The 23,076-nt window shown below is 68.9% G+C and carries 19 protein-coding genes; 4 read left to right on the top strand and 15 right to left on the bottom strand.

Annotated features, from left to right (window positions below):
• Nucleotides 1-120: 120 nt before the first annotated feature.
• Complete coding sequence (locus ACZ54P_RS16355; RefSeq protein ID WP_465462356.1) at nt 121-1,035, bottom strand: cation diffusion facilitator family transporter; 915 nt, start codon at nt 1,033-1,035, stop codon at nt 121-123.
• Between the two features lie 155 nt (nt 1,036-1,190).
• Between ACZ54P_RS16355 and ACZ54P_RS16360 the strand changes: the two genes are divergently transcribed.
• A complete protein-coding gene (locus ACZ54P_RS16360; protein ID WP_465462357.1) occupies nt 1,191-4,205 on the top strand; it encodes an AfsR/SARP family transcriptional regulator in 3,015 nt (1,004 codons plus the stop codon).
• Between the two features lie 44 nt (nt 4,206-4,249).
• On the opposite strand, the gene ACZ54P_RS16365 is transcribed toward ACZ54P_RS16360, so the two are convergent.
• The 6 genes from ACZ54P_RS16365 to ACZ54P_RS16390 all read right to left on the bottom strand — a co-directional run bounded on the left by ACZ54P_RS16365 (nt 4,250) and on the right by ACZ54P_RS16390 (nt 9,154).
• Nucleotides 4,250-4,507 carry a hypothetical protein gene (locus ACZ54P_RS16365; protein ID WP_465462358.1) on the bottom strand — a complete coding sequence of 86 codons (258 nt, stop codon included), beginning with the start codon at nt 4,505-4,507 and terminating at the stop codon, nt 4,250-4,252.
• Nucleotides 4,508-4,701: 194 nt separating this feature from the next.
• Nucleotides 4,702-5,925, bottom strand: coding sequence for a mannose-6-phosphate isomerase, class I (gene manA / locus ACZ54P_RS16370; protein WP_465462614.1), 1,224 nt, complete (start codon nt 5,923-5,925; stop codon nt 4,702-4,704).
• 67 nt (nt 5,926-5,992) lie between these two features.
• Nucleotides 5,993-7,084: a hypothetical protein gene (locus tag ACZ54P_RS16375; protein ID WP_465462359.1), complete on the bottom strand. Its 1,092-nt coding sequence runs from the start codon at nt 7,082-7,084 to the stop codon at nt 5,993-5,995.
• The gene (locus ACZ54P_RS16380) at nt 7,068-7,289 is read right to left on the bottom strand and encodes a Trm112 family protein (protein WP_465462360.1); all 222 of its coding nucleotides are present in this window, start codon (nt 7,287-7,289) and stop codon (nt 7,068-7,070) included. Before ACZ54P_RS16380 ends, ACZ54P_RS16375 begins: the two co-directional genes overlap by 17 nt.
• Before the next feature lie 84 nt (nt 7,290-7,373).
• Entirely contained in the window at nt 7,374-8,729 is a 1,356-nt protein-coding gene (locus ACZ54P_RS16385; protein ID WP_465462361.1) for a phosphomannomutase/phosphoglucomutase, read from the bottom strand.
• A 71-nt stretch (nt 8,730-8,800) separates the two neighbouring features.
• The gene (locus ACZ54P_RS16390) at nt 8,801-9,154 is read right to left on the bottom strand and encodes a DUF3499 domain-containing protein (protein WP_074038239.1); all 354 of its coding nucleotides are present in this window, start codon (nt 9,152-9,154) and stop codon (nt 8,801-8,803) included.
• Nucleotides 9,155-9,270: 116 nt separating this feature from the next.
• Between ACZ54P_RS16390 and ACZ54P_RS16395 the strand changes: the two genes are divergently transcribed.
• Nucleotides 9,271-9,702, top strand: a complete 432-nt coding sequence (locus tag ACZ54P_RS16395; protein ID WP_037306554.1) for a metallopeptidase family protein — start codon at nt 9,271-9,273, stop codon at nt 9,700-9,702.
• A gap of 390 nt (nt 9,703-10,092) precedes the next feature.
• Here the strand turns inward: ACZ54P_RS16395 and ACZ54P_RS16400 are convergent, their stop codons facing one another.
• Both ACZ54P_RS16400 and ACZ54P_RS16405 read right to left on the bottom strand, forming a co-directional pair.
• Nucleotides 10,093-13,392, bottom strand: a complete 3,300-nt coding sequence (locus tag ACZ54P_RS16400; RefSeq protein WP_465462362.1) for a glycosyltransferase family 2 protein — start codon at nt 13,390-13,392, stop codon at nt 10,093-10,095.
• Nucleotides 13,393-13,538: 146 nt separating this feature from the next.
• A complete protein-coding gene (locus tag ACZ54P_RS16405; RefSeq protein WP_007028952.1) occupies nt 13,539-13,922 on the bottom strand; it encodes a WhiB family transcriptional regulator in 384 nt (127 codons plus the stop codon).
• Nucleotides 13,923-14,093: 171 nt separating this feature from the next.
• Between ACZ54P_RS16405 and ACZ54P_RS16410 the strand changes: the two genes are divergently transcribed.
• Nucleotides 14,094-14,855: a site-2 protease family protein gene (locus tag ACZ54P_RS16410; protein WP_465462615.1), complete on the top strand. Its 762-nt coding sequence runs from the start codon at nt 14,094-14,096 to the stop codon at nt 14,853-14,855.
• Nucleotides 14,856-14,858: 3 nt separating this feature from the next.
• Here ACZ54P_RS16410 and ACZ54P_RS16415 read toward each other — a convergent pair whose 3' ends face one another.
• Genes ACZ54P_RS16415 through mshB form a run of 3 tightly spaced genes read right to left on the bottom strand, consistent with a single transcriptional unit; the run spans nt 14,859 to nt 16,898 of the window.
• The gene (locus tag ACZ54P_RS16415) at nt 14,859-15,650 is read right to left on the bottom strand and encodes a hypothetical protein (RefSeq protein WP_465462363.1); all 792 of its coding nucleotides are present in this window, start codon (nt 15,648-15,650) and stop codon (nt 14,859-14,861) included.
• Nucleotides 15,643-16,068 carry a hypothetical protein gene (locus ACZ54P_RS16420; RefSeq protein ID WP_465462364.1) on the bottom strand — a complete coding sequence of 142 codons (426 nt, stop codon included), beginning with the start codon at nt 16,066-16,068 and terminating at the stop codon, nt 15,643-15,645. Before ACZ54P_RS16420 ends, ACZ54P_RS16415 begins: the two co-directional genes overlap by 8 nt.
• Nucleotides 16,065-16,898 (bottom strand): N-acetyl-1-D-myo-inositol-2-amino-2-deoxy-alpha-D-glucopyranoside deacetylase, encoded by an 834-nt coding sequence (gene mshB, locus ACZ54P_RS16425; protein WP_465462365.1) that lies wholly within the window; start codon nt 16,896-16,898, stop codon nt 16,065-16,067. Before mshB ends, ACZ54P_RS16420 begins: the two co-directional genes overlap by 4 nt.
• Nucleotides 16,899-17,093: 195 nt before the next feature.
• Here mshB and ACZ54P_RS16430 point away from each other — a divergent pair, with 195 nt between their 5' ends.
• Nucleotides 17,094-18,875, top strand: coding sequence for an ABC transporter ATP-binding protein (locus ACZ54P_RS16430; RefSeq protein WP_465462366.1), 1,782 nt, complete (start codon nt 17,094-17,096; stop codon nt 18,873-18,875).
• A 247-nt stretch (nt 18,876-19,122) separates the two neighbouring features.
• Here the strand turns inward: ACZ54P_RS16430 and ACZ54P_RS16435 are convergent, their stop codons facing one another.
• The 3 genes from ACZ54P_RS16435 to ACZ54P_RS16445 form a co-directional block, all read right to left on the bottom strand.
• On the bottom strand, nt 19,123-20,046 hold the full coding sequence (locus ACZ54P_RS16435) for an ABC transporter permease (RefSeq protein WP_465462616.1): 924 nt from the start codon (nt 20,044-20,046) through the stop codon (nt 19,123-19,125).
• Nucleotide 20,047: 1 nt separating this feature from the next.
• Entirely contained in the window at nt 20,048-21,064 is a 1,017-nt protein-coding gene (locus ACZ54P_RS16440; RefSeq protein ID WP_465462367.1) for an ABC transporter permease, read from the bottom strand.
• 180 nt (nt 21,065-21,244) lie between these two features.
• The gene (locus ACZ54P_RS16445; protein WP_465462368.1) at nt 21,245-23,047 is read right to left on the bottom strand and encodes an ABC transporter family substrate-binding protein; all 1,803 of its coding nucleotides are present in this window, start codon (nt 23,045-23,047) and stop codon (nt 21,245-21,247) included.
• Nucleotides 23,048-23,076 lie beyond the last annotated feature (29 nt).

The following is a 23,076-nucleotide window of genomic DNA, read 5'->3' on the forward strand; positions in this document are numbered from 1 at the left end:
CCGCGTCCGCACCAGCACCCACCGCGTCACCGCACTAGCCAAAGCCATCCTCACCCTCGAATACAGCCTCAGCTAACCAAGATGGAAAAGGCTCATTGCGTGTCTTGGGGCGAGCGAGACTCAGACCAGGGAGCGGTCCAGGTCCGGCTCCAGGTAGATCAGCTTCGCCGTCGGCACCTTCGCGCGCACACGCGCTTCGGCGTCGTCGATGGTCTGCGCGACCTCGCCGGTGTCCAGTCCAGGCACCAAAGCGAGCTTCGCGGCCACCAGCATCTCGTCCGGGCCGATGTAGAGGGTGCGGATGTGGATGACCCGCTCGACCTTGCCCGCGGCCAGTTCGTCGACGATGGTGTCGAGGTCGGCCGGCGAGGCGCCCTCGCCGATCAGCAGGCTCTTCATCTCGATGATCAGGATGATCGCGATGATCCCGAGCAGCACGCCGATGGTCACGGTGCCGATGCCGTCCCACACCGGGTTCCCGGTGACGACCGACATCCCGACGCCCGCGAGCGCGAACACCAGGCCGAGCAGCGCGCCCGCGTCCTCCAGGAGGACCACCGGCAGTTCGGGGGTCTTGGCCTGGCGGATGAACGCCCACCAGCCCGCGTCGCCCTTGATCTTCTTCGACTCCTGGATCGCGGTGTAGAAGGAGTAGCACTCCAGTCCGATCGCGACCACCAGGATGCCGACGGCCACCATCGGCGAGGTCAGGTCCTCGGGATGCGAAATCTTGTGGATGCCCTCGTACAGCGCGAACACCGAGCCGAGGCTGAAGAGCATCAGCGCGACGATGAACGAGTAGAAGTACCGGTCGCGGCCGAACCCGAACGGATGCGTGCGGGTCGCCTTGCGCTGCGAGGTCTTCTGCCCCAGCAGCAGGAGGCCCTGGTTCGAGGTGTCCGCGAGCGAGTGCACCGACTCGGCGAGCATCGACGACGACCCCGTGATGAGGAAGCCGGTGAACTTCGCGACCGCGATGCCGGCGTTCGCCACGAGCGCGGCGATGATCGCTTTGGTTCCGCCACCTGCTGACACGTGCCAACTCCCCAATGGTGTCCCGATATGCCGGGTTCGAAGGCTAGCAGTGCAGACGAGCCGGTACGCGCTGGGCGGCCCGGCCCGGGGACAGGTCACAGAATTGTCGGACGCCCTCGCTAGTCTCGCCCCTCTCATGAGCTGGGGAGGTACCCGTGCCGCGATTCGGCGTGCTCGGACCGTTGACGATCGAAAGTCCGCCCGGGCGGCGTACGACGCCGCGCGGCGATCATCAGCGCACCCTGCTGGCCGTCCTGCTGCTGAACGCGAACTCGTCCGTCCCGGTCGACGCCCTGGTCGAGACGCTCTGGCCGGAGACGCCGCCGAAGTCGTACGCCTCGAATCTGCACACCTACGTCTCCCGGCTGCGCGCGCGGATCGAGGGGCTGGAGATCGAGCGGGATCCGCATGGCTATCGGCTGGTGGTCGAGCCCGGCGAACTCGATCTGCTGTCCTTCCGCGAGGCCGCGGCCGCGGGGAAGGCGGCGGCGCGGGCGGGTGATCCGGCGGCGGCCGCCGGGCACTACCGCCGCGCGCTCGCGGAATGGCGCGGGCCGGTCTTGTCCGGACTGCACGTTCCCCGGCTCGACGCGGATGTCGCCCGGCTCGAGTCGGAACGTCTCGCCGCCTTCGAAGACTGTGTCGACGCCGAACTGTCCGACGGCAGGCATGGCGAACTCACCGGCGAACTCCAGGCGATGATCACCGAACACCCGCTGCGCGAGCGGCTGGCCGCGCAACTGATGATCGCGCTGCACCGCGCCGGGCGGCAGGCCGATTCGCTGGCCGTCTACCGCGACCTGCGCGCCACCCTCGTCGAGGAGCTCGGCGTGGAACCCGGCGCCGAGGTCCGCCGCGTGCACGCCGCCGTGCTGCGCGGTGAGGATCCGGTGCCCGCCACCAAGGTGACGCCGGTCTTCCCGATCTGCCAGCTTCCGCCGGACATCGCGGATTTCGCCGGCCGCGAAGGCGAGATCGTGAGACTCTCCGGCCTGCTCGGCGACGGTGCCGGCGTCCCGGTCGCGGTGATCACCGGCGAACCCGGTGCGGGCAAGTCCACCCTCGCGATCAGCACGGCACACCGGCTCCGCCGGTCCTTCCCGGACGGTCAGTTGTTCGTCCCGCTGGCAGGCGCCTCCAGTCCGCGCGATCTCGCCGACGTCCTCGGCGACCTCTTGCGGGCACTGGGGGTCACCGGCCCCGCCATCCCGGACGACGTCGAGGCGCGGGCGGCGGTCTACCGCGGGCGCCTCGCCGACCGGCGGGTCCTCGTGGTGCTCGACGACGCCGCCGGCCCGGATCAGATCCGCGCACTGCTGCCGGGAACGCCGGGCTGCGCCGTCCTGATCACCAGCAGGCAACGGCTTTCCGGTCTCGCCGGGGCCAGTCGCCTTCACCTCGCCCCGCTGTCCGGCGCCGAGGCGATGACGCTGCTGGAGCGGTTGGCCGGACCGGACCGGGTGGGCGCCGAACGCGCGGACGCGGAGCGGATCGCCAAGGCCTGCGGCAATCTCCCGCTGGCACTGCGGATCGCGGGCAGCAGGCTCGCCATGCGGCCGGGACTGCCGCTGGGGAAACTCGCCGCGAAGCTGGAAGACGAGGTCTCCCGCCTCGACGAACTGCGGGTCAGCGATCTCCAGGTCCGCGGCAGCATCGCGTTGAGCTACCGAGCACTGAGCCCGGCCGCGCGGCGGGCGTTCCGGTTGATCGGCCGCTGCCGCACTCTCGACCTTCCCGCCTGGGCGGTCTCGACCCTCATCGACAACACCGCCGACGAGGACGCGGACGAGGCCATCGACGAGCTCGTCGAAGCCAGCCTGCTCGAAGCCACCGGCCTCGACCCGACGGGCGAACAGCGGTTCCGCGTGCACGATCTCGTGCGCGTCTTCGCCACCGAACTCGGCCGGGAACTGGAGACCCACGCCGAGCGGGTGGCCACCGTCGCGAAAGTGTCGGACGCGGCGCTGTGCCTCGCCGACACGGCGGCCCGTCGCCTGCCGAGGACGGTGCCGATGCCGTTGTCGGATCAGGACCTGCCCGCGCAACCGCTCGCGGGTGAACTGGTCGAGCGGCTGCTGCGCGATCCCGAGGCGTGGTTCTCCGTGGAGCGGGCCAATCTGGTCACCGCCGTCTCGTCGCTGTGCACCATCGGCTGGCTGCGGAAAGCGTTGCGGATACTGGAAAGGCTGAGCGCGTACCTGTACCTGCACAGCCACTACACCGATATGCGGACGGCGTACGAGACCCTGCGCGACGCCGCCCGCGAGGCGGGCGACAGGCATATAGTGGTCATCGCCGAGGCGAACTTGGCGGTATTGCTGCACGCTCGCGGCGAGTACGAACGCGCCGCCGAGGGTTACCGCGAATGTTCGAAGGAGCTGGCGGTACTCGGCGACAGTTCCGCGCAGGCGTGGGTCGAAACGAACCTGGCGCACTGCCTCGTCGGTCTCGGCCGGGCAGGGGAATCCCTCCACGCCGCGACCCAAGCCCGCGAACTGTCCACTGTGGAGGAAACGGGGCCGGGAGCGTACGCGCGGCACGCGGAGTCCGCCGCGTTGCATCGGCTCGGCAAGGTCACCGAAGCGCTCGAGATCGACCGCAGGATCCTCGCGCACGCCCGCGAACGAGGTGACGAACGCCAGCTCGGCGCTGCCCTGCAAGGGCTTTCGTGGTCGCTGATGCTCGACGGAAGGCCGGGGGAAGCGCTGGAGACGATCGAGGAATCGGTCTGGGTGCTGCGCCGGACGACGGCGAAATCGGCGCTGGCGAAGTCGTTGCGCACCCAGGGCGCCATCCTCGCGGGTGCCGGACGGCGGGTCGGCGCGGTGAAGGCCTACGAGAACGCGCGGCGGCTGGCCGGCGCGCTCGAAGAACGGCCACGGGAGCTTTCGTGCACCCGCGCGATCGCGGCCAGCTGGATCGGCGACGGCCGGGCCGATCGCGCGATTCCCGTGCTGCGCCACTGCCTCGACGAATTCCGGGCCATGGGCGGGAAACCCGCGACCGGCCTCACCCTGCACGTGCTGCGCCGGGCGTACGAGGCCGTCGGGGAGACGAAGGCGGCCGAGGCGGCGGGCGAAGAGGCGAAGCGATTGGAAGTCCCCCACGACGCCAACGCTTCGACCCTCGTCCGGTTGCTGTTGTCGCTCACCGAACCCGCCCCGGCCTGACCGGGGGGTGCCCGACCCCTCAGACGAGCACCACCCGGAAATCACTACAGCGCGAACCGCGGCTCGCGACGGATCGAGGAGAACCAGGCCAGCACGATGACCAGCAGACCGGCGACGGTCAGCCTCACCCGGGTGGGCTGCGCGCCGGTGATCACGAGCGCGGCGGTGAGCAGGACCTGGGCGCCGAGGGGGACGAGCACGGTCACCACGACGAATCCGAGCGCGGTGAGCAGGACGCTGGGGCGCACGGAAACCGGCACCCGGTAAACGCGCCCGCTCGCCGCGTCGGGATGGGAAGTCACTGTTGGTCACTCCTTGGCTATCGACATCCGGGATGAGCCGACGCCAACCGCCGGGTCACCCCTTCGGGCGATAGTTGCGGAACCCACCACACGGAACGCACACAGTTCGGCCAAGAAACGCGTTTAGTCCTCTTGATGCGGTACTTGCACACGCAAGTACCGCATCAAGAGGACTAAACGCGAGGGATCGGGGGCTAGCAGGTGCCGGCGGTGGCGCGGAAGACCTGGGTGCGCTCGCCGGAGAGCGGCCGCACGCGGACGGCCGGGTCGGCGGCCGGGAGCCACACCGACTGACCGCGGCGGAGTTCGACCTGCTCGCCGTCGTCGGCGGTCACCTGAAGGCTGCCCGCGGTACACAGCAGGATCTGCGGGCCGACGTCATGGACGGCGACCTCGCCGTCGTCCCCGGCCTCCCACTCGATCCGCGACAGCTCGAATTCGGGCGCGTCGGTGCGGTACACCGACATCCGCGCCTCTTGCTCGCCGCTCTGGACCGGCATCTCACCGCACGCGAAGTCGACGACGCGCAGCAACTCCGGCACGTCGACGTGCTTGGGGGTGAGCCCGCAGCGCAGGATGTTGTCCGAGTTCGCGAGGATCTCGACGGCGGTGCCGTGCAGGTACAGGTGCAGGTTCCCGGCGGGCAGGTAGATCGCCTCGCCCGCGCTGAGGGTGAGCCGGTTGAGCAGGAGCGCCGCGAGCACGCCCGCGTCCCGCGGATGCGACTCGCCGAGTTCCAGGATGGTCCGGCATTCGATGTCGAACTCGCCGCGTTGCTGAATGTGTTTGACGCACGAATCGAGAACCTCGGGCAGCAGTTCGTCGAGCGCGGCCTGCGGCAGGGTGATCCAGGTGGTGAACAGCGCGCGCAGCCCGGCCGGATCCGGCTGGGCATCCAGCAGCACCGCGTACTTCGCGAGACCGGGCGTTTCGATCGCCTTCAACAGCGAGATCGTGCGCTCCGGGTCCCGGAAGCCGGCCAGCGCGTGGAACTCCGTCAGCGCGCAGACGAGTTCCGGTTTCGCGGTCGGGTCCGGGTAGTTGCGGTTCGAGGCGTCGCGCGGGATCCCGGCGGACTCCTCGCGCGCGTAGCCCTCCGCCGCCTGGGCGGCCGAGGGGTGCGCCTGCATCGAAAGCGGCTCTTCGGCGGCGAGGATCTTCAACAGGAACGGCAGCCTGCCGCCCCAGCGGTTGGCGCAGCTCGTGCCGAGCTGGCCGACCGGGTCGGCTTCGACGAGCTCCAGCAGGCTCCGCTCGGTGCCGTCCGGGCCGATGACGTGAGACGGGTCACCGGGGTGAGCGCCCATCCACAGTTCCGCCTCCGGATGCGGCGCCGGCACCGGACGCCCCAGCAGCTCGGGGATCGTCGTTCTCGATCCCCACGCGTAGGGCCGCACGGCATTGCGCAGCAGCTCCACTGTCACCTCAACTCCTCGCCGGGCACGGGTGGTGCCGGCCCTCATTCATTCGTCTCGCGCGCGGGGTTCACGCCGTTGCGGGCGTGTACCTCCCGGCGCCGCCGATGCTGCCGACGGCCAGCCCCAGGTAGACCGCGGCCAGCTCGAAACGCAGCGCGAGAACGGCCGCACGCACGATCTCGTCCGTTTCGATCTCTTCGGCCGGGGCGATCACGTCCGCACCGGGCAACAGGTCTTGTGCCTCGTAGCGGGCCGCCTCCGTGGCGGGCCCCGTCCGAACCGAGAGGAGCAACACCCTCGGCGTCAAGCCGGCCCCGTCCTCCGGGTCCGCGAAGATATCGCGCTCCACGCCCCCGGACAACGCCGCACGCCGCAAAGCGGGCCTGGCCAGCGCCTGACGGTAGTCCTCGACGTCACAGACGAGCGCCGCGTGGGCGGCGAAAGCGTGTGCCGCGTGCTCGCCGACGGCGACCGCGACCGGGTCCAGTCCCCACAGCAGCGGCTGCCGGTCGACGACACGCAGCGCCATCGCCTTGGCCGGGTTCGCGAACGAGTCCCTGGCCAGGTAGTCCTTCTCGGCTTCCGCGTCGAGGTGATCGGCGAGCTGCTCGAGATCGGCCACCAGCAGGCCGAGCGCGTTCGCGGTGACCAGCGCGGCGGCGAGCCCGCGCGGGAAGGCCATCTCCGGTGGGACCGGGATCCGGGGCGTCAACAGCACACCCTTCCCCGCCACAGCGGCCGCGACGGGGCCTTCGCCGGGCGCGGACAGCACGACTGTCGCGCCGAACCGGGCGGCGCGCTCCAGTGAAGCGGCCAGCTCGCGGTCACCGGCGTCGTCGGTGTGCGTGAAGACGACATCGAGCGCGCCGATCCAGCTGGGCACCACCTCGGCGACGACCACCGGGACCGGGCACGACGGGGTCAGCAGCGCGGCGACCAGCCGGGTCAGCGTCCGGCTGACCCCGGGCCGGTCGATCAGTACGAGCGAGCGGGGACGCCCGACGTCCAAACGATCGCTCAACTCGAGTTCGGCCGCGGCCTCGGCGGTCGCCCTGACCTGGGCGCCCGCCATCGCGGCGGCGCGGAGAAGCCCCGCGGTGTCGGCCTCGGCCAGCCTCGCGGGGTCGTCGAGCAGGGAATCGTCAGGGACTGTCGGCATGTTCGCCATCCGGGTTCGTCGGCTCGGTGGCTTCGTCCAGCAACAATACCGGGATTCCATCACGGACCGGAAACACTCGACCACACTCCGTGCAAGTCAGCGCGTCGGCCTCGGGGTCCGCCGTCGTCCCCGTGCGCAGCGGCGCGTGATCGGGGGACGGGCAGGCCAGGATCTCCAGCAACTGTGCGTCAAGCGTGACGGCCATGCTTACTCCCTACCTGTGAGTACGTCGTGAATGCCACCTTCGAGACCAAGAGATGTCTCTATGTGCGTTTCCACGACACATTCGTTACCCACGGACTATCGCCAGTACGTCTTCGGTCAATGCCCGGACTGCTTCGGCGTCGGCGGCCTCGACGTTCAGGCGGAGCAGCGGCTCGGTGTTGGACGGGCGGAGGTTGAACCAGCCGCCGCCGGGAAGCTGGACGGTGAGCCCGTCGAGTTCGTCGATCTCGACGCCGTCGCGCGCGCCGAACGCGTCCTTGACCGCCATCATGCGCGCGACCTGGTCGTCCACGGTCGAGTTGATCTCGCCGGAGGCCGCGTAGCGCGAGTACTCCGCGGTCAGCTCGGACAGCGGGCCGGTCTGCTCGCCGAGGGCGGCGAGGACGTGGAGCGCGGCCAGCATGCCGGTGTCGGCACGCCAGAAGTCGCGGAAGTAGTAGTGCGCGGAGTGTTCGCCGCCGAAGATCGCGCCGGTCTTGGCCATCTCGGCCTTGATGAACGAGTGCCCGACCCGGGTGCGCACCGGTTTGCCGCCGTGTTCGGCGACGATCTCGGGTACGCCCTTCGACGTGATGAGGTTGTGGATGATGGTGCCGCCCGGCTCCTTCTCCAGCTCACGGATCGCGACCAGCGCGGTGATGGCGCTGGGCGACACCGGCTCGCCGCGCTCGTCGACCACGAAGCAGCGGTCCGCGTCGCCGTCGAAGGCCAGACCGGCGTCGGCGCCCTCTTCGCGCACCTTCGCCTGGAGGTCGACGATGTTCTTCGGATCGAGCGGGTTCGCCTCGTGGTTCGGGAAGCTGCCGTCGAGCTCGAAGTACATCGGCACGATCTCGATGGGCAGGCCCGCGAAGACGGTCGGCACGGTGTGGCCGCCCATGCCGTTGCCCGCGTCGACGACGACCTTCAGCGGACGGCTGCCCGACAGGTCGACGAGCTTGCGCAGGTACGCCGCGTAGTCGGCGAGGACGTCCTTCTCGGTCACCGAACCGCGCTGGCCGGCGAAGGCGGGCACGCCCTGCTCGACGGTGTCGCGGATTTCCGCGAGACCGGAGTCCTGGCCGACGGGGGCCGCGCCCGACCGGCACAGCTTGATGCCGTTGTACTTGGCCGGGTTGTGGCTGGCGGTGAACATGGCGCCGGGCAGGTTCAGCGACCCGGACGCGAAGTACAGCTGGTCGGTGCTGGCGAGACCGATCGTGACGACGTCGAGACCCTGCGAGGTCACGCCGTCGGCGAACGCGGCGGACAGCTCGGGCGACGAGTCGCGCATGTCGTGGCCGATGACGATCGCGTCCGACTCGGGTTTGATCAACAGGGCGAACGCCGAGCCGAGGTCGCGGACGAGTGCCACGTCCAGCTGTTCACCGACCACGCCGCGAATGTCGTAGGCCTTCACGATGCCCGAAAGGTCTGGCACGCCTGCTCCCCGCCAATAGTCTCGTTACAACGCCCTCTGGCGCCTCGAAAGCCTACCGGCGAGCCCTTGCGTCAAGCGCGGCCGGGCAGGACGCGCAGGTGGCCGCGCCTGCCCGAGGGTCCCTCGGGTTCGGGGTCGGGCGCGGGCTTGTCCGAGCGGCCCGCTTCGCGGACGGCCTCGGCCAGCGCGGTCAGCTCGTCGGCGGACGGGTCCGGGGCGGCGAAGGCCCCCTCGTGCCGGACGACTTCCCAGCCCTTGGGCACGGTGAGCCGGAGGGCGTGGGCTTCGCAAAGGTCATAGGAGTGCGGCTCGCTCGCGGTGGCCAGCGGGCCCACCACGGCCGTCGAATCGCTGTAGGCATACGTGAGCGTGGCGACAGCGGGTTCGAGGCAACCCGTTCGCGAACACTTTCGTACGCTCCGCACGATCGAGAACGATAGCGCGTCGCGAGCCAGGCGTACCGGCGACACGCGCTTCGACTCGCCGAGCGCGTACCCTTCGTTCCGTGGCGACGGCTCGTGATTCCCGACAGCGACGGCGAATGCGCCGGGACCGGCACGGCCGGGGCCTGCGTGGTGCGCTCTATCCGTCGACCCTTCCCGCCGCCGCTAGCAGGGCGGAAAGGTTCGACGCACTGGTTTTGGACGCGCTCGAACCGATCGAGGCACGGTGGCGGCACGAGCTCACGAAGCTCGATGTCGCCGTCGACGACGTTCCCGAAGTTCGCTCGGATGGCGCACCGAGCGGAGTGGACGGCGTGTTGCACGACGGAGCCGTCCCGCTCTCGCGCCTCGTGCCCGCCGGCGTCGACCGCGCCGGACTGCCGACGCGCGCCCGCATCGTCCTCTACCGCCGCCCCCTCGAAGCACGCGCGAAGGACCCGGGCGAACTCGCGGAACTCGTGCACGACGTCCTGGTGGAACAGGTCGCGGGCTACCTCGGCGTCGAACCCGACGTCATCGAAGGCGAATAACCCTCGCCTCTCCCTCCCCCGCCCAGCCCCCGCCCTTCCCCGGGGGGGCGTCCCCAGCCCAGCGTACCGCGCGGGATCGACTTGACCTGGGAAAACGGGACTGAAGCGCGGAGTTGTCCACAACCGGATCATGCTGTGGACAACTCAAGATCCGGGCGAGCTCAAGGGTTCCGAATGTCGCATTCGGGCCGCTCAGCGTCTCGAATGCGACTTTGGGGACCCTGAGTGGTTTCCATGCGGGCTCCCGTTTGTGTGGTTCGTCGGCCGTCGGGATGTCGATGAAGGAATTGGGACGTTGAGTGTCCCAATTCCTTCATCGGCGCGGGGGATCGCACCGGCTCGGATGTTGATCAAGGCCACGTCGCCCAGAACCCGGCCCGGGCTCAAGACTCAGCCCGGACGCCGCCGCGTGGGCACCGCGGTCAGCAGCGTGAACAGCACCGCCGCGATCTGCGCCAGCAGCAACAGGTTCCGCGTGGTGCCCGGGTGCTCCACCACCACCTCCGAAGGCGCGGGAGGCACCGAGACGGCGACCTGGTGACCCCAAGCCCGCACGATCGGCACGGCCTTGCCGTCCACGGTCGCCTGCCAGCCCGCCTCGAACTCCGCGGCCAGCACGAGCAGCCGTCCGGTCGGCCCTTCCGAGACGCGCACTCGCACGTCCGGCAGACCGGCCTGCACGGGCGCCACGCCGGGCGACGCACCCGGCGCGCCCTTCCCGGTCACCGCCGCCTGCGCCAGTTCCGGTGAGATCAGCGCCACCTGACCACCGGCGGGCAGCAGCCGTAGCACCGCACGCCCGTCGGAGGTCGGTGCGACCGGTGCGACCAGGTCCCGTGCGAGCCCGACGAAGGCCGAGCCATCGACCCCGCTGGGCAGCACGACGTACTGCACCCCGGAAGCCGCGGCCGCCGCGAAAGCCTGTTTGACCGCGTCCGGTGAGCCCTGCAACAGGTCCCGGCGCCACGAGGCCAGCCTGTCGGCGCTGCCGGGCGTCGACGCGAGTTCGTCGTCGCCGTAAAGCGGCAACCGTCCGCCGGTCTGCCGGACCAGGTCCGGAGACGAGCCCACCACCAGTACCGAACGCCCGCTCGAAGCCAGTTCGGTCGAAATCTCCGGAGCCAGCGAAGGACGGTCACCCGACCTCAGCGGCCCCTCGCGTCCGGCGACGACGGCACCGGTCGCGAGGGCCAGCAGCACGAGCACCCCGGCCACGGCCGTCACCTTCGCCAGCCACGGCGCCGGTTCGACACCGGCCGCGCCACGCTGCCAGGTCGCCAGCACCGTCCACAGCAACCCGGCGCCGATCACCAGCAGCGGCACCCCGGCGTATCCGGTCGCGTGCGCGCCACCCGACATCGGCGTCACCGCCACGAACCGCACGGCCACGAGGCCGAGCACACCCAGTACGACGACCGCGACGCCGCCGCCCGCGCCCCTCGACGGCCGGACCACCAGCGCGACGATCGCGGCCGCGACCAGCACCACCCCGATCGGCCAGGCGCCGGGACCGCCGGGGTCCAGCCCGGCGAGATCGGCGCCGGACGCGGCCGTGGCGCCGCCACCGAGTCCGTGCAGCAGCAGTTCCGGATGCCTCAGCAGCACACTCGGCCACGGCAGCAGCAGCGCCAGTGGCAGGAAGACCACGATGCCGACCGACGCGATCCGACGCGCGAGCCCGCTCGGCGAAGGCAGCACCACGAAACCGACCACCAGCCCGACCAGCGCCAGCGCGTGCGCCAGCGGCGAGAAGGCGCCGATCAGCGCCAGCCCGATCGCGCTCAGCGCGGAAACGTGCAGCCACCGCGAGTCCGCGCGGACCAGCAAGCCCACGAGGCCGGCGAGCACGAGCGGCAGCAGCAGGTGCACGACGACGACGTCGAGCCGTCCCTGTGCGACCGAAGCCGTAGCGGCGGGAAGCACGCCGTAAGCCGCCGCGACGACGGCACGCACCCAGCGACGCACGCGAAGGTGCCGAGTGGCCGCGTACGCGCTCAGGGCGGCGAGCGGAATGTCACCGATGAGCAGGATCGCGACCAGCGCCGCCGGTCCCCCGATCGGCGTGAAGATCGCGCCGAGGACGCCCAGCACCGGCAGCGTCGCGGGGGCCGGACTCGCCGTCCCGCCCGCGTTCGCGTGCCACGGCGCGAGATACGACGACCAGATCTCGCCGAGCCCGCCGACCGGCAGCAGTTTCCCGCCGAAGAGGTCGAGCCCGAGCCGCGAACCGTTGACCACGAACGCGAGCGCCGTCAGCACGACGAGCATCAGCACCGGCGGGGCGAACACGGTCGCGCCGAGCACCCGTTTCCGGTCGACCTCGACGAACACGAGCTCCGGCTCCGTCGGGCGCCCGCCGTCACGCGGTACCGGCGACGGTTTCGGCCTGCCCTCGCCGCGTGGCTCGGCCGCCTGCTCGGGCACCGCGACCGCGACGACCCCGCTGGGCCGTCGCAGACCGGTCCCCCGCGAGCCGACACCGCGCATCGCCCCCGCCGGCAGCGCGTCCGGACCGACCGGCCGCTCTTGTCCGGCCTTCACCGCTTCCGGCGGAATCCAGGCGCCTTGCTGATCCACGGTCTCCGGCACGGTCCCGAGCGCGTAGTCCCGTTCGACGCCGCGCCGGACGAGACCGACGACACCCGCGCGGACCGCGTTGCGCACCCGCGTCATCCGCCCGGTGAAGAGGCCGCGCACAGCGCCGGGCTTGCCGGTCTTCCGGCGTGCGGCGCGGGCCGCGCGCAGTCCGCCGCGGCCGCGCAGCAGGTACCAGGTCGCCGCGACTTCCGCGCCCGCCTCGCCGGTGCGGCGCAGCAGCAGGAACGCGAGCGCGCGCAGCACCGCGAAGAACGGGATTCGAAGCAAGCCGAACCAATACGACGATGGGTAGCAGTTGACGAGGAACACCCGGAGTCCGTGCGCGCGGTTGGCGGCGGCAAGCGAAATCCCGAGCGCGTCCGGTTTCCGCTGTCCGGTGCTGAGCGCGCGGGCGTGCCGGAGCCGGGCCGACGGCACCGAAAGCACGCGGCCGCCCACGGCGTTGGCGCGCCAGCCGAAGTCGAGATCCTCGCGCAGCAAAGGAAACCCGGGGTCGTAGCCACCGAGGTCGTGCCAAATCTCCCGCCGTATCAGCGATCCCGCGCTCGGCACGGCGAGCACCGCCGCGGCGGTCTCCTCCGGCGAGATTTGCTGCCGATGGCCGATGGCGTCGGTCGACAGCCCGGCTTCGACGATCAGCCGCGGATCGCTCCAGTCCACCGCGAGTGGACCGAGCACCGTCGCGGCCGGCTCGTTTTCGGCCGCTGCCAACAGGTTTTCGAGGCAGTCGGGTTCCGGCGCGCAATCGTCGTGCAGCAGCCAGACCCAGCCGCCGGGATCACCCCAGCGTTCGACGGCGTACTCGACGGCCTCGCCGACAGCGGCGCCGAAGCCGATGTCCTCCGATAGCGTGAGAATTCCGTCGAGGACCGGCGCCTCTCCGGCGACGCCTTCGGCCGCTGCCGCGTCGGTGAGGAGTCGCGCGGTCCGGTCAGTGGAACCGGTGTCGACGGCGAGCACGTGCCGGGGCCGGACCCCGCTGCGCCGCAACGCGGAAAGCGCCAGTGGCAACCAGTTCTCGCCGTTGTGACAGACCACAATGGCCAGAACGGGGACCGTGCGCAGTGCGGGTGACGCGGCAGTGCGAGACAACGGGCACTCCAGATGTGGCGGCGAAGTCGAGTGCCGCCACCCTACGACGCGACCCTGTCACCCGTTGGTGGCCCCACTATGTGGAAAAAACTGGGGGGAAGCGGGCAGGAAGCGATCTCCGGCGCACGGGGTGCCGGAGATCGCCGTCACACAGCTCGTTTCTTCAGTTTCCGACGCTCGCGTTCGGAGAGCCCGCCCCAAATACCGAACCGCTCGTCATGCGCGAGGGCGTACTCGAGGCACTCGTCCTTGACCTCGCAACCGAGGCAGATCCGCTTGGCTTCGCGGGTGGAGCCGCCCTTCTCCGGGAAGAACGCCTCCGGGTCCGTCTGCGCGCAGAGGGCCCGTTCTTGCCAGTCCTGCTCTTCCGCGGAGGCATCGTCGAAAAGCTCGGTGAGATCGCCCAGTTGCTGCTCCGGGACCTCACCCCAACCCACGACTTGCCCCCATTCCCTTCCATCTGCTTCCAACCGCACGTCCGCCTCCTCGCTGTCCACGCACTCCCCAGGCTGGCGGTGTTGAAACACCATCCGCCGCCCCCTTCCAGCGACGAATGACATCACTGTGATTACACCCGTGTAGTGCGGTCAGGTCAAGCGGAGTAGCGAGTTCGGGGGATACTTCGGCGCGACCGCGCAAGGGGACACGCCGAGAACTTCACATCGGGCATACGGAAGACTGGAGGGGTGCAGAGATCAGCAGTGCGGCCAAGCCCGATCTTCCTCGGCATCCTCGCGGTCACCGTCCTGGGCGGTGTACTGGCGGCTTTCGGTGACGCGAACACGATTTCCAGTCAGAAGTACGACCCGCTCATCATCACCGGCGTGGTCCTGCTCGTCGCGGGCGGCTGGGTCGCGTCCTTGACGTTGCACGAGTTCGGGCACGCGCTCGTGGCGTTCCGCGGCGGCGACCACAGCGTCGCCCACAAGGGTTACCTCTCCATGGACGTCCGGAAGTACACGGATCCGGTGCTCTCCATCGTCCTGCCGTTGGTATTCCTCATCATCGGCGGCATCCCGCTGCCGGGTGGCGCGGTCTGGATCGAACACGGGCGCCTGCGGTCACGCGCGGTCCAGTCATGGGTCTCCCTCGCCGGGCCGCTCAGCAACCTCGCCGTCGGCGTGGTCCTGACCCTCGTCGTCGCGCTGGTGCCGATGTCGAACGGACTCGTGATCGGACTCTCGTTCCTGGCGCTGCTCCAGATCGTCACGTTCGTCCTGAACATCCTGCCGATTCCCGGTCTCGACGGCTGGGGCGCGATCGAGCCCTATCTTTCGCCCGGCGCGCGTGAGTTCGGCGCGAAGGCCCGGCCGTGGGCACCGCTCGTGCTGTTCGCCGTGCTGTTCGCGGTACCCGGAGCCGCCTCGTTGCTCTGGAAGGTGTCTTACGCGCTCTTCGACTCCGTCGGCGGCTTCTCGCTCGCGGCTCAGTACGGGCAAGACGCGTTCATGTTCTGGAGGTGAGCGTCACTTGCCTTCGGGATGCTCGGTGAACCACGTGTGCGCCCGCTTCCAGACGCGTTTCAGTCCGGAGCGCTCGCCGAGGTAGTCACCCGCCATGCCGACCACCGGCAGTTTGCCGAGCGCCCGGTGGATGAGACGGCCACGTGGCCGCTTCTCCAGTTCGTCGACGATGCCCAGCAGTCCCCGGCCGAGGCGCCACAGCGTGCCCGCGGCCGCCTTCAGGGTGACTTTGCCGTGTTTCTTCTTGGCATCATCGAGTTCTTCGGTGAGCTTCGCCGCTTCGTCGTCTTCGGCGACCTTGTCATGGTCGGCGTGCTTGCCCGCCGCGATCACCGGATCGATGTCGCGCTCGAAGAGCACCCACGCGATCAATCGGACCCGGGCGCCGACGTCGGTCACGCCGTACTCCCCCGCGATGGCGCACAGCAAGATCCCTTGGGACGCGGAGCCGAGCGCGTCCTGCACCGGCAGCCGGTCGGCGAGCGCGCCACCCAGTCCGGGGATCGCGGTGATCAGCGCGGTGACCCGGCCGACCCGGTTCACCCACCAGTGGGTCCGCTGGTAGTTCGACATCTCCGCCCAGGCAGCGGTGCCGGGCACCTTGACCGACGTGATTCCGTCGAGGAGTTTGTCCTTCAGTTTGGGCTCGACGCCCTCCAGCGCGTCCTCACGACGGCCCCTGGCCTGCAGGCCGAACGGATCCGCGACACGCAACGCGTCGACCATCGGGCCGCAGGCGCGGACGAACGGCCGCAGCACCGCCACGACCTGGCGATCCGAAATCGCTTCACCCATCGTTACCTCCCTTGCCGGCTTTCGCCGCCTTGCCAAGGCCCCCGCCCAGCACCAGCGCGCCCGGCAGCGCCCCGCCGCCGATCAGCAGCAGCGCCCGCCAGTCCTGTACCAGCACCAGATCACCTCCCGGGCCCGTCACGCCCATCCCGAGTACGACTAGTACCCAGACGAGCAACGGAATCACCGAAAAAGACGGGCGGATCACTTTCGCGGTCATCATGACCAGCAAGGGGGTGGTGAGCACGGCGAGCACCACGGTCAGCGGAATCGGCGCGTCCCCGAGTTTCGGGAGCACGATGCCGTCGAGCCGCAGCGGCAGAAAGAACAACTCGAGCAGCCCCAGCAGGAACGCGTCGAAGGACAGCAGGACCAGCAGTCCACGCTGACGCGGGGTGAGCGGCTGGGGCGTGACCGTCACTTCGCGAGCCCTCCGAACAGATCGGCCGCGGCACCGTCGGCCGTCCCGTGTGCGAGCACGAAGTACTCGTTCGGGGTGATCGGCTGCGCGACATCGTTGCTCAGCGCGAAATGGTCCGCGGCGGCGGGCACGCTGACCTGGGTTTCGTGCGCTCGCAGCGCGGCGGCCTTCGCCCGGAGATGGGCGCGGACGTCGAGGACGGTGGTGATCGTCTCGTCCGGCGTCACCGGCAGTTCGCCGTCTTCGGGAACCCGGAACGGCGAGTGGCCGCGCAACGCGGCAAGCCCGGCCGCGACGGCGTCACGCGAAGAAACCGTATGGAACACCCGCTCGACCGAGGCGGCCTTCGGCGCGGCGGCCATCGTGATCTCGTGCGCGCGAAGGTGGTCGGGGTGCCCATAACCCCCGAAAGCGTCATAAGTGACCACGACCCGCGGCCGGACCTCGTCGAGGATCTCGGCGAGCTGAGCCGCCTGCTCCTCGACGTCGCCACCGGAGAAGGCACGCGGATGGGCCGCGGACGGTGTCCCGGCCATCCCCGAGTCGCGCCAGCGGCCGATGCCGCCGAGATAGCGGTGCCGGGTGACGCCGAGCGCGGCGCACGCCGACGCCAGTTCGCCCGCGCGATACCCGCCGAGCTGGTCGGAAGCCCACGAACCGAGCCCACCGAGAGACGGCGGGATGATCTCGCCTTCCTCACCGAGAGTGCACGTGACCACGGTCACGTCGGCGCCTTCGGCCGCGTAACGCGCGATGGTGCCGCCGGTGGTGATGCTTTCGTCGTCCGGATGGGCATGCACCAGTAGCAATTTGGCCTGAGGGGAGATCACGGCTTGAAGACTAATTCGAACACGGCGGGCATTCCTTTATAGGGTGTCGGGAACGGAAGCCACGAGCACCGACCTTAGTCGGGCGACTCTCGGTTATCCTCGCGCACGTCCGAGGCAGTCTTTACCGCCGAGGACGCACAAACAGGGCATGGCCGATGCGCCGTGACCATATGTACCCCCACGAAGGGCATCTTGGTGAGCACTGAAGCAGCATCGTCGGACCTCGGCGGCGTGTCGGGTTCGGTTCTGTCCATCTCCGACCTGCGCGTCTCGTTCCCGACCGACGAAGGCGTTGTCGACGCCGTCAAGGGCATCGGATTCGACGTCAAGCCGGGTGAGATCGTCGCGGTGGTCGGCGAGTCCGGCTCCGGCAAGTCCGTGACCTCGATGTCGGTGCTCGGGCTGCTCCCGAAGACGAGCCGGATCGCGGGCGAGCTTCGTCTCGGCGAGCGCAACCTGGCCGATCTCAGGGAGAAGGACCTCCAGAAGATCCGCGGGAACCAGATCGCGATGATCTTCCAGGAGCCGATGACCGCGCTCAACCCGGTCTACACCGTGGGCTGGCAGCTGCGTGAGGCGCTCCGCTCACACCAGGACATCTCGAAGGAAGCCGCCGACAAGCGCGCCATCGAGCTGCTGGAGATGGTCGGCATCCCGAACCCGCCGCTGCGCTTCAAGCAGTACCCGCACCAGCTCTCCGGTGGTCTGCGTCAGCGCGTCGTCATCGCGATGGCGATCTCGTGCGACCCGAAGGTGATCATCGCCGACGAGCCGACCACGGCCCTCGACGTCACCGTGCAGGCGGAGATCCTCGGCCTGCTGCGCAAGCTGCGCGACACCCTCAACACCGCGATCGTGCTGATCACGCACGACATGGGCGTCGTCGCCGACCTCGCCGACCGCGTGGTCGTGATGTACCAGGGCAACATCGTCGAGCAGGCGCCGGTGCGCGACCTGTTCGCGTCGCCGCAGGTGGAGTACACCCGCAAGCTCCTCGCCGCGGTGCCCGTGCTGGGCCAGCGTCCCGAAGGACGCCGTCTGCTCGACGACTCCGGCATCGACGCCGACAGCGACGAGGCTTCGAAGATCGCCGAGGACATCCGCCTCAAGGACACCGAACTCGAGGCCGTGATCGAAGCGGACGCCCCGGCGCTCGAGATCAAGAACCTCGTACTGGAGTACCCCGGCCGCCGCGGCCAGGCGAAGAACCGCGCGGTGGACGACGTCTCGCTGAGCATCGCCAAGGGCGAGATCGTCGGCCTGGTCGGCGAATCCGGTTCCGGCAAGTCGACCGTCGGCCGCTGCGCGATCCGCCTGCTGACCCCGACCGAGGGCAGCGTGTCGATCGCGGGCAAGGACATCACGAACATGTCCAACAAGGAACTGCGCCCGCTGCGCCGCTACTTCTCCATCGTGTTCCAGGACCCGGCGTCCACCCTGGACCCGAAGATGACCATCGGCGAGTCGATCGCCGAGCCGATGGTGCTGCACAAGTTCCTCCAGGGCAAGGCACTGAACGAGCGCGTGGCGTCCCTTTTGGACAAGGTCGAGCTCGGCGGCCACTACCGCAACCGGTACCCGCACGAGCTGTCCGGCGGCCAGCGCCAGCGCGTCGCCATCGCGCGGGCGCTCTCGCTCGACCCGGCGCTGCTGATCGCGGACGAGCCGACCTCGGCGCTGGACGTGTCGGTGCAGGCACGCGTGCTGGACCTGTTCCTGGACCTGCAGCGCTCGCTGCAGTTCGCCTGCCTGTTCATCAGCCACGACCTCGCCGTCGTCGACCTGCTGGCCGACCGCGTCGCGGTGATGCAGTACGGCAAGCTGGTCGAGGTCGGCACGCGTGACCAGGTGCTGCACTCGCCGCGCGAGGACTACACGCGCCGCCTGCTCTCGGCGGCTCCGGTCGCGGACCCGGTGCTGCAGGCCGAGCGCCGTGCGGCCTGGCAGGCCGGCAAGCTCGCACCGGTGGCCGACTGACCTCTGGAAAGTACGTGAAGGCCCCCTTCATTGCGCTAGACGCAGTGAAGGGGGCCTTCACGTAGCTGGGCGCCGGTAACGCCTCGGTGCCGGTGGTCGTGGGTGGCGATTCGGGTTAGAACCCGAATCGCCACTCACGACCACCGGAGGCCCACGGAAACGCGATGAAGGGGCGCCTCCCCGCCCAACCTGAGGTTGAAGCGGGCCGGCGCCCCTTCGGCGCGTTTACGTCAGCGCGCGAAATAAATCACGCCTTCATCCGGCGCTGCCGCGGGTCGAAAGCGTCCCGCAGACCGTCACCGATGAAGTTGATCGTCAGCGAGATCAGCACCAGCACGATGAACGGACCGAAGAACAACGCGGGCCGGTTCTGCAGCTGCGAGTAGTTCTCGAGGATGACGCGGCCGAGCGAGGTGTCCGGCAGCTGCACCCCCAGCCCGATGAAGGACAGCGCCGCCTCGATCAGCACGGCCTGCGCGATCGCGAGGGTCGCGTTGACCGTGATGAGGCCGACCATGTTCGGCACCAGGTGCTTGAACACGATGTGCAGCGTCCCGGCGCCGGACGCGCGGGCGGCGTCCACGAATTCACGCTGGGACAGCGACATCGACTCGGCCCTGGCGATACGCGCGATCGGCATCCAGCCGAAGGCGGCCAGCACGATCGCGACGATGTACCAGGTACCGCCGCCGAACACCTTCGCCAGGATCGCCGCGGCGGCGATCTGCGGCACGATCAGGAACAGGTCCGTCACGCGGGAGATCGCCGAGTCGGTGAAGCCGCGCAGGTATCCCGCCATGGCCCCGAAAATGGTGCCGATGGTGGTGGCGACGATCGACACGATGAGCGCGATCAGGAGCGAGTACTGGGTGCCGCGCAGGATCTGCGACACCATCTCCTTGCCGACCTGCGTGGTGCCGAGCGGATAATCCCCGCTGGGCCTGGCGAAGGACGGGAACGAGCTGTCCTCGTAATCGTACGGCCAGAAGATCGGCATGATGATCACGGTCAGCACGAGCACCAGCAGGATCGCCGTGCAGACCATCGCCAGCTTGTGCCGCAGGAATTTGCGCAGGACCAGCTTGCCCTGGCTCCGGGGTTCGGGCAGGGCCTCTTCCGGGAGCTTGCCGTCGGCGGACGTCGAGCCTTCCGCCGCGATGAGGGAGTTCAAGTCAGCCAACGCGAATCCTCGGGTCCAGGATGCCGTACATCAGATCGGCGATCAGGTTGGCGACGATGATGCTGCTGGCGATGAGCACCAGCCACCCCATCATCACCTGTGTGTCGTTTTTGACGACGGCTTCGACGAGCAGCTTGCCCATCCCATTCCAGTTGAACACCGACTCGGTGATGATCGCGCCCGAGAGCACGGCACCGAAGTTGACGGAGAACAGGGTGGTCACCGGGATGAGCGCGTTCCGGAACGCGTGCCGGAAGATGACCCTGCCGTTGGCGAGGCCCTTGGCACGCGCGGTCCGCACGTAGTCCGCGTTCAGCGTCTCCAGCATCGAAGCGCGCTGGAACCGGCTGTACGCGGCGAAGCTGATCGCCATGATGGACAGGGTCGGCAGCAGATACGCGCCGACGTAACTGGCGAGGAAACCGCCCGGCCCGTCGAAGTTCAGCGATTCCGGACTCGTGGTGCGAATCCAGGGATTACCGAGCACATCGGACAGTCCCAGGTCCCGGACCCAGCCGTTGAACTGGATCGCGTAGCCCTTCAGCACGATGGCGACACAGAAGATCGGCATCGAGAACAGCAGGAAGGCCAGCGTGGTGGCGACGTAGTCGATGATCGAGTACTGCTTGACCGCCGCGACCACACCGACGAGAACGCCGAGGACGAGCGCGAGGATCTCGGCTCCGACGACGAGCTTCAAGGTGACCTCGAACGCGGCAATCACCTTCGGGAACACCGGGGCCTGCGCGTTGCCCTGTGCGATGGAAACGCCCCAGTCGCCGGTGACGAAGTTGCCGAGCCACGAGAAGTACCTCGGGATGATGCCCTGGTCGAGCCCGAGCCGCGCGGCCGTCTCCGCGAGTACCTGCGGGTTCATGGCCGGGTTGCTCTTCAGCTCGGCGAGCGGGTCACCGGTGCCGGCGACCATGATGAAACACAGAAAAGTCCCGACCAGCAGGACGGGAATCGATATCGCCAGACGGCGAAGAATGTAGATCACCAGGTTCAACGAACTGCTCCTCATCCAGGCCTGGTCGCCGAAGTGCTGGACCGTCGCCCGGTTGTCACCGTAGTGGCGGTAACCCTACGGTCAACAGCTACTTCCGGCGGGGGCGGGGGCCCGGCTTGTGGCCGGGCCCCCGCGCCTCCAGGATCGCGTAAGCGAGAGGTGAAAAAGCGGGGCTAGGCCCTACTTCTTCTCCCACTCACCGACGTTCCACAGGACACCGTTGTACGACTGCATGTAAGTGCGGTCGATGCCCTTGAACGCCCACATGGACGGGGTCTGGAACAGCGGCAGCGTCGCGTACTCGTCCGCGATCGCCTGGTCGGCCTTCTGGTAGCTCTCCAGCTGGACGGCCTCGTCGGTGGCCTTCACGGCCGCCTCGAACGCGGAGTCGATCGTCGGGTTGGACAGGCCCTGGTAGTTCTGGCTGCTGTCGTCGACCCGGGTGATGTAGATCGACTTCTGCTCGGCCTTGAACGGAGCGGCGGACCAGCCGAAGAGCGCGGCGTCGTAGTCGCTGGCCGCGAGGCGGCCGCCCTTCAGGAAGTTCGCGTCCTGGTCGTCCGTGATCTCGATACCGGCGAGCTTGGCCTGCGAGATGATGATCTCGACGGTCTGCTGACGGCGGGCGTTCTGGTTGTGCGAGATCTTGAACGACGCGCGCTGGCCGTCCTTGGCGAAGATGCCGTCGCCACCCTTGACCCAGCCGGCGTCCGAAAGCGTCTTGGCCGCGGCCTCGGCGCCCAGACCGGCCTTGCTGCTGTAGCGGTCCTGGAAGCCCTGCTCGCCCGGCATGAACACGATGCTGTTCAGCGGGGTCGCGTCGGCCTGGACCTCCTTGAGCAGCTTGTCGGTGATCTCCTGGCGGTTGACCACCTCGAAGAACGCCTTGCGCAGGGTCTTGTCCTTGAACATGCGCTTGTAGTTGAGGTCGATGTGCTCGAAGGTCAGCTGCGAGGCCGAACCGTAGGTGACGCCCTGAGCGGAAAGGCTCTTCAGGGTGCCGGCGGCGGTGGCGTCGGGCTGGGTCGAAGCGGCGATGTCGATCTCACCGTTCTGCAGCGCGGTCGCCATGGCCTTGGTGTCCTCCATCGCCTTCACGACGATCTTGGAGGGGCCACCCTTGCCACCGATCCAGTTCGGGTTCTTCTCGAGCGTGACGGCCTTCTGGTTGGGGTCGAACGCGGTGATCTTGTACGGACCCGAGGCCGGCATGTCCTCGGCCTTGAACTGCTTGAAGCCGTTGGTCCAGAAGTCACCCACCGCTTTGAGCTGGGCCGAGTCGCTGGTCGGCGTCAGCTTGGTGATGTCGGGGACGTTCGCGCGCTTCTCGACGATGTGCGCGGGCATGATCGCGGTCGAGTTGAACAGACCCTTGTAGTCCAGGTACGGCTCGGTGTACTTGGTCTCGAAGGTCAGGTCGTCCTTGCAGGTCGCCTGGTTGATCAGCTGGTAGCCGGTCGTCGAAGCGGCGAGGAAGGCCTGCTTGCCGTCAGAGGTCTTGGCGGCACCGGAGTGCGACAGCCACGACAGGTACATGTCGTCGCAGTCGAACGCCTCGCCGTCGGACCACTTCACGTTCGGCTTGATCTTGTAGACGACGGTCTGCGGCTCCTTGGAGGTGACCTCCCAGGAGTCGAACACGTCGTTGTTCAGCAGCACCTTGTTGTTGCCGTCGAGCACATCGGCACCGGCGAGCACGGCCGTCAGGATGTAGGTGTTGTACGACGTGTTGGTGTCGGGCGTGTCGTTGTTGTAGCCCGAGTACCCGTCGTCGATACCCACGGTGACGGTGCCTTCGTACCCCGGGGTGTCCGCGAGCTTGAAGTTTTCGCCGTTCTGCGCCTTGCCGACCGCCATGCTCTTGATGTCGGTAGACGACCCGTTCTGGTCGGAACTACCGCTGTCGCCACCGCTGCATGCGCTCAGCACAAGCGCGGAGGCCGCGACCAGCGACCAGGCGGAGACTGCCTTGGACTTCCTCATGAAGTGTGCCCTCCTAGCACTGGGTTCCT

The sequence above is a fragment of the Amycolatopsis sp. NPDC034160 genome, assembly GCF_055575355.1.

Bases quoted from the DNA above. Each gene is read 5' to 3' on its own strand.
- ACZ54P_RS16375 (WP_465462359.1), bottom strand. From the start codon at position 7,084: ATGCCGACAGTCCCTGACGATTCCCTGCTCGACGACCCCGCGAGGCTG.
- ACZ54P_RS16380 (WP_465462360.1), bottom strand. From the start codon at position 7,289: ATGGCCGTCACGCTTGACGCACAGTTGCTGGAGATCCTGGCCTGCCCG.
- ACZ54P_RS16395 (WP_037306554.1), top strand. From the start codon at position 9,271: ATGCGCCGGGACCGGCACGGCCGGGGCCTGCGTGGTGCGCTCTATCCG.
- ACZ54P_RS16405 (WP_007028952.1), bottom strand. From the start codon at position 13,922: ATGGTGTTTCAACACCGCCAGCCTGGGGAGTGCGTGGACAGCGAGGAG.
- ACZ54P_RS16415 (WP_465462363.1), bottom strand. From the start codon at position 15,650: ATGGGTGAAGCGATTTCGGATCGCCAGGTCGTGGCGGTGCTGCGGCCG.
- ACZ54P_RS16445 (WP_465462368.1), bottom strand. From the start codon at position 23,047: ATGAGGAAGTCCAAGGCAGTCTCCGCCTGGTCGCTGGTCGCGGCCTCC.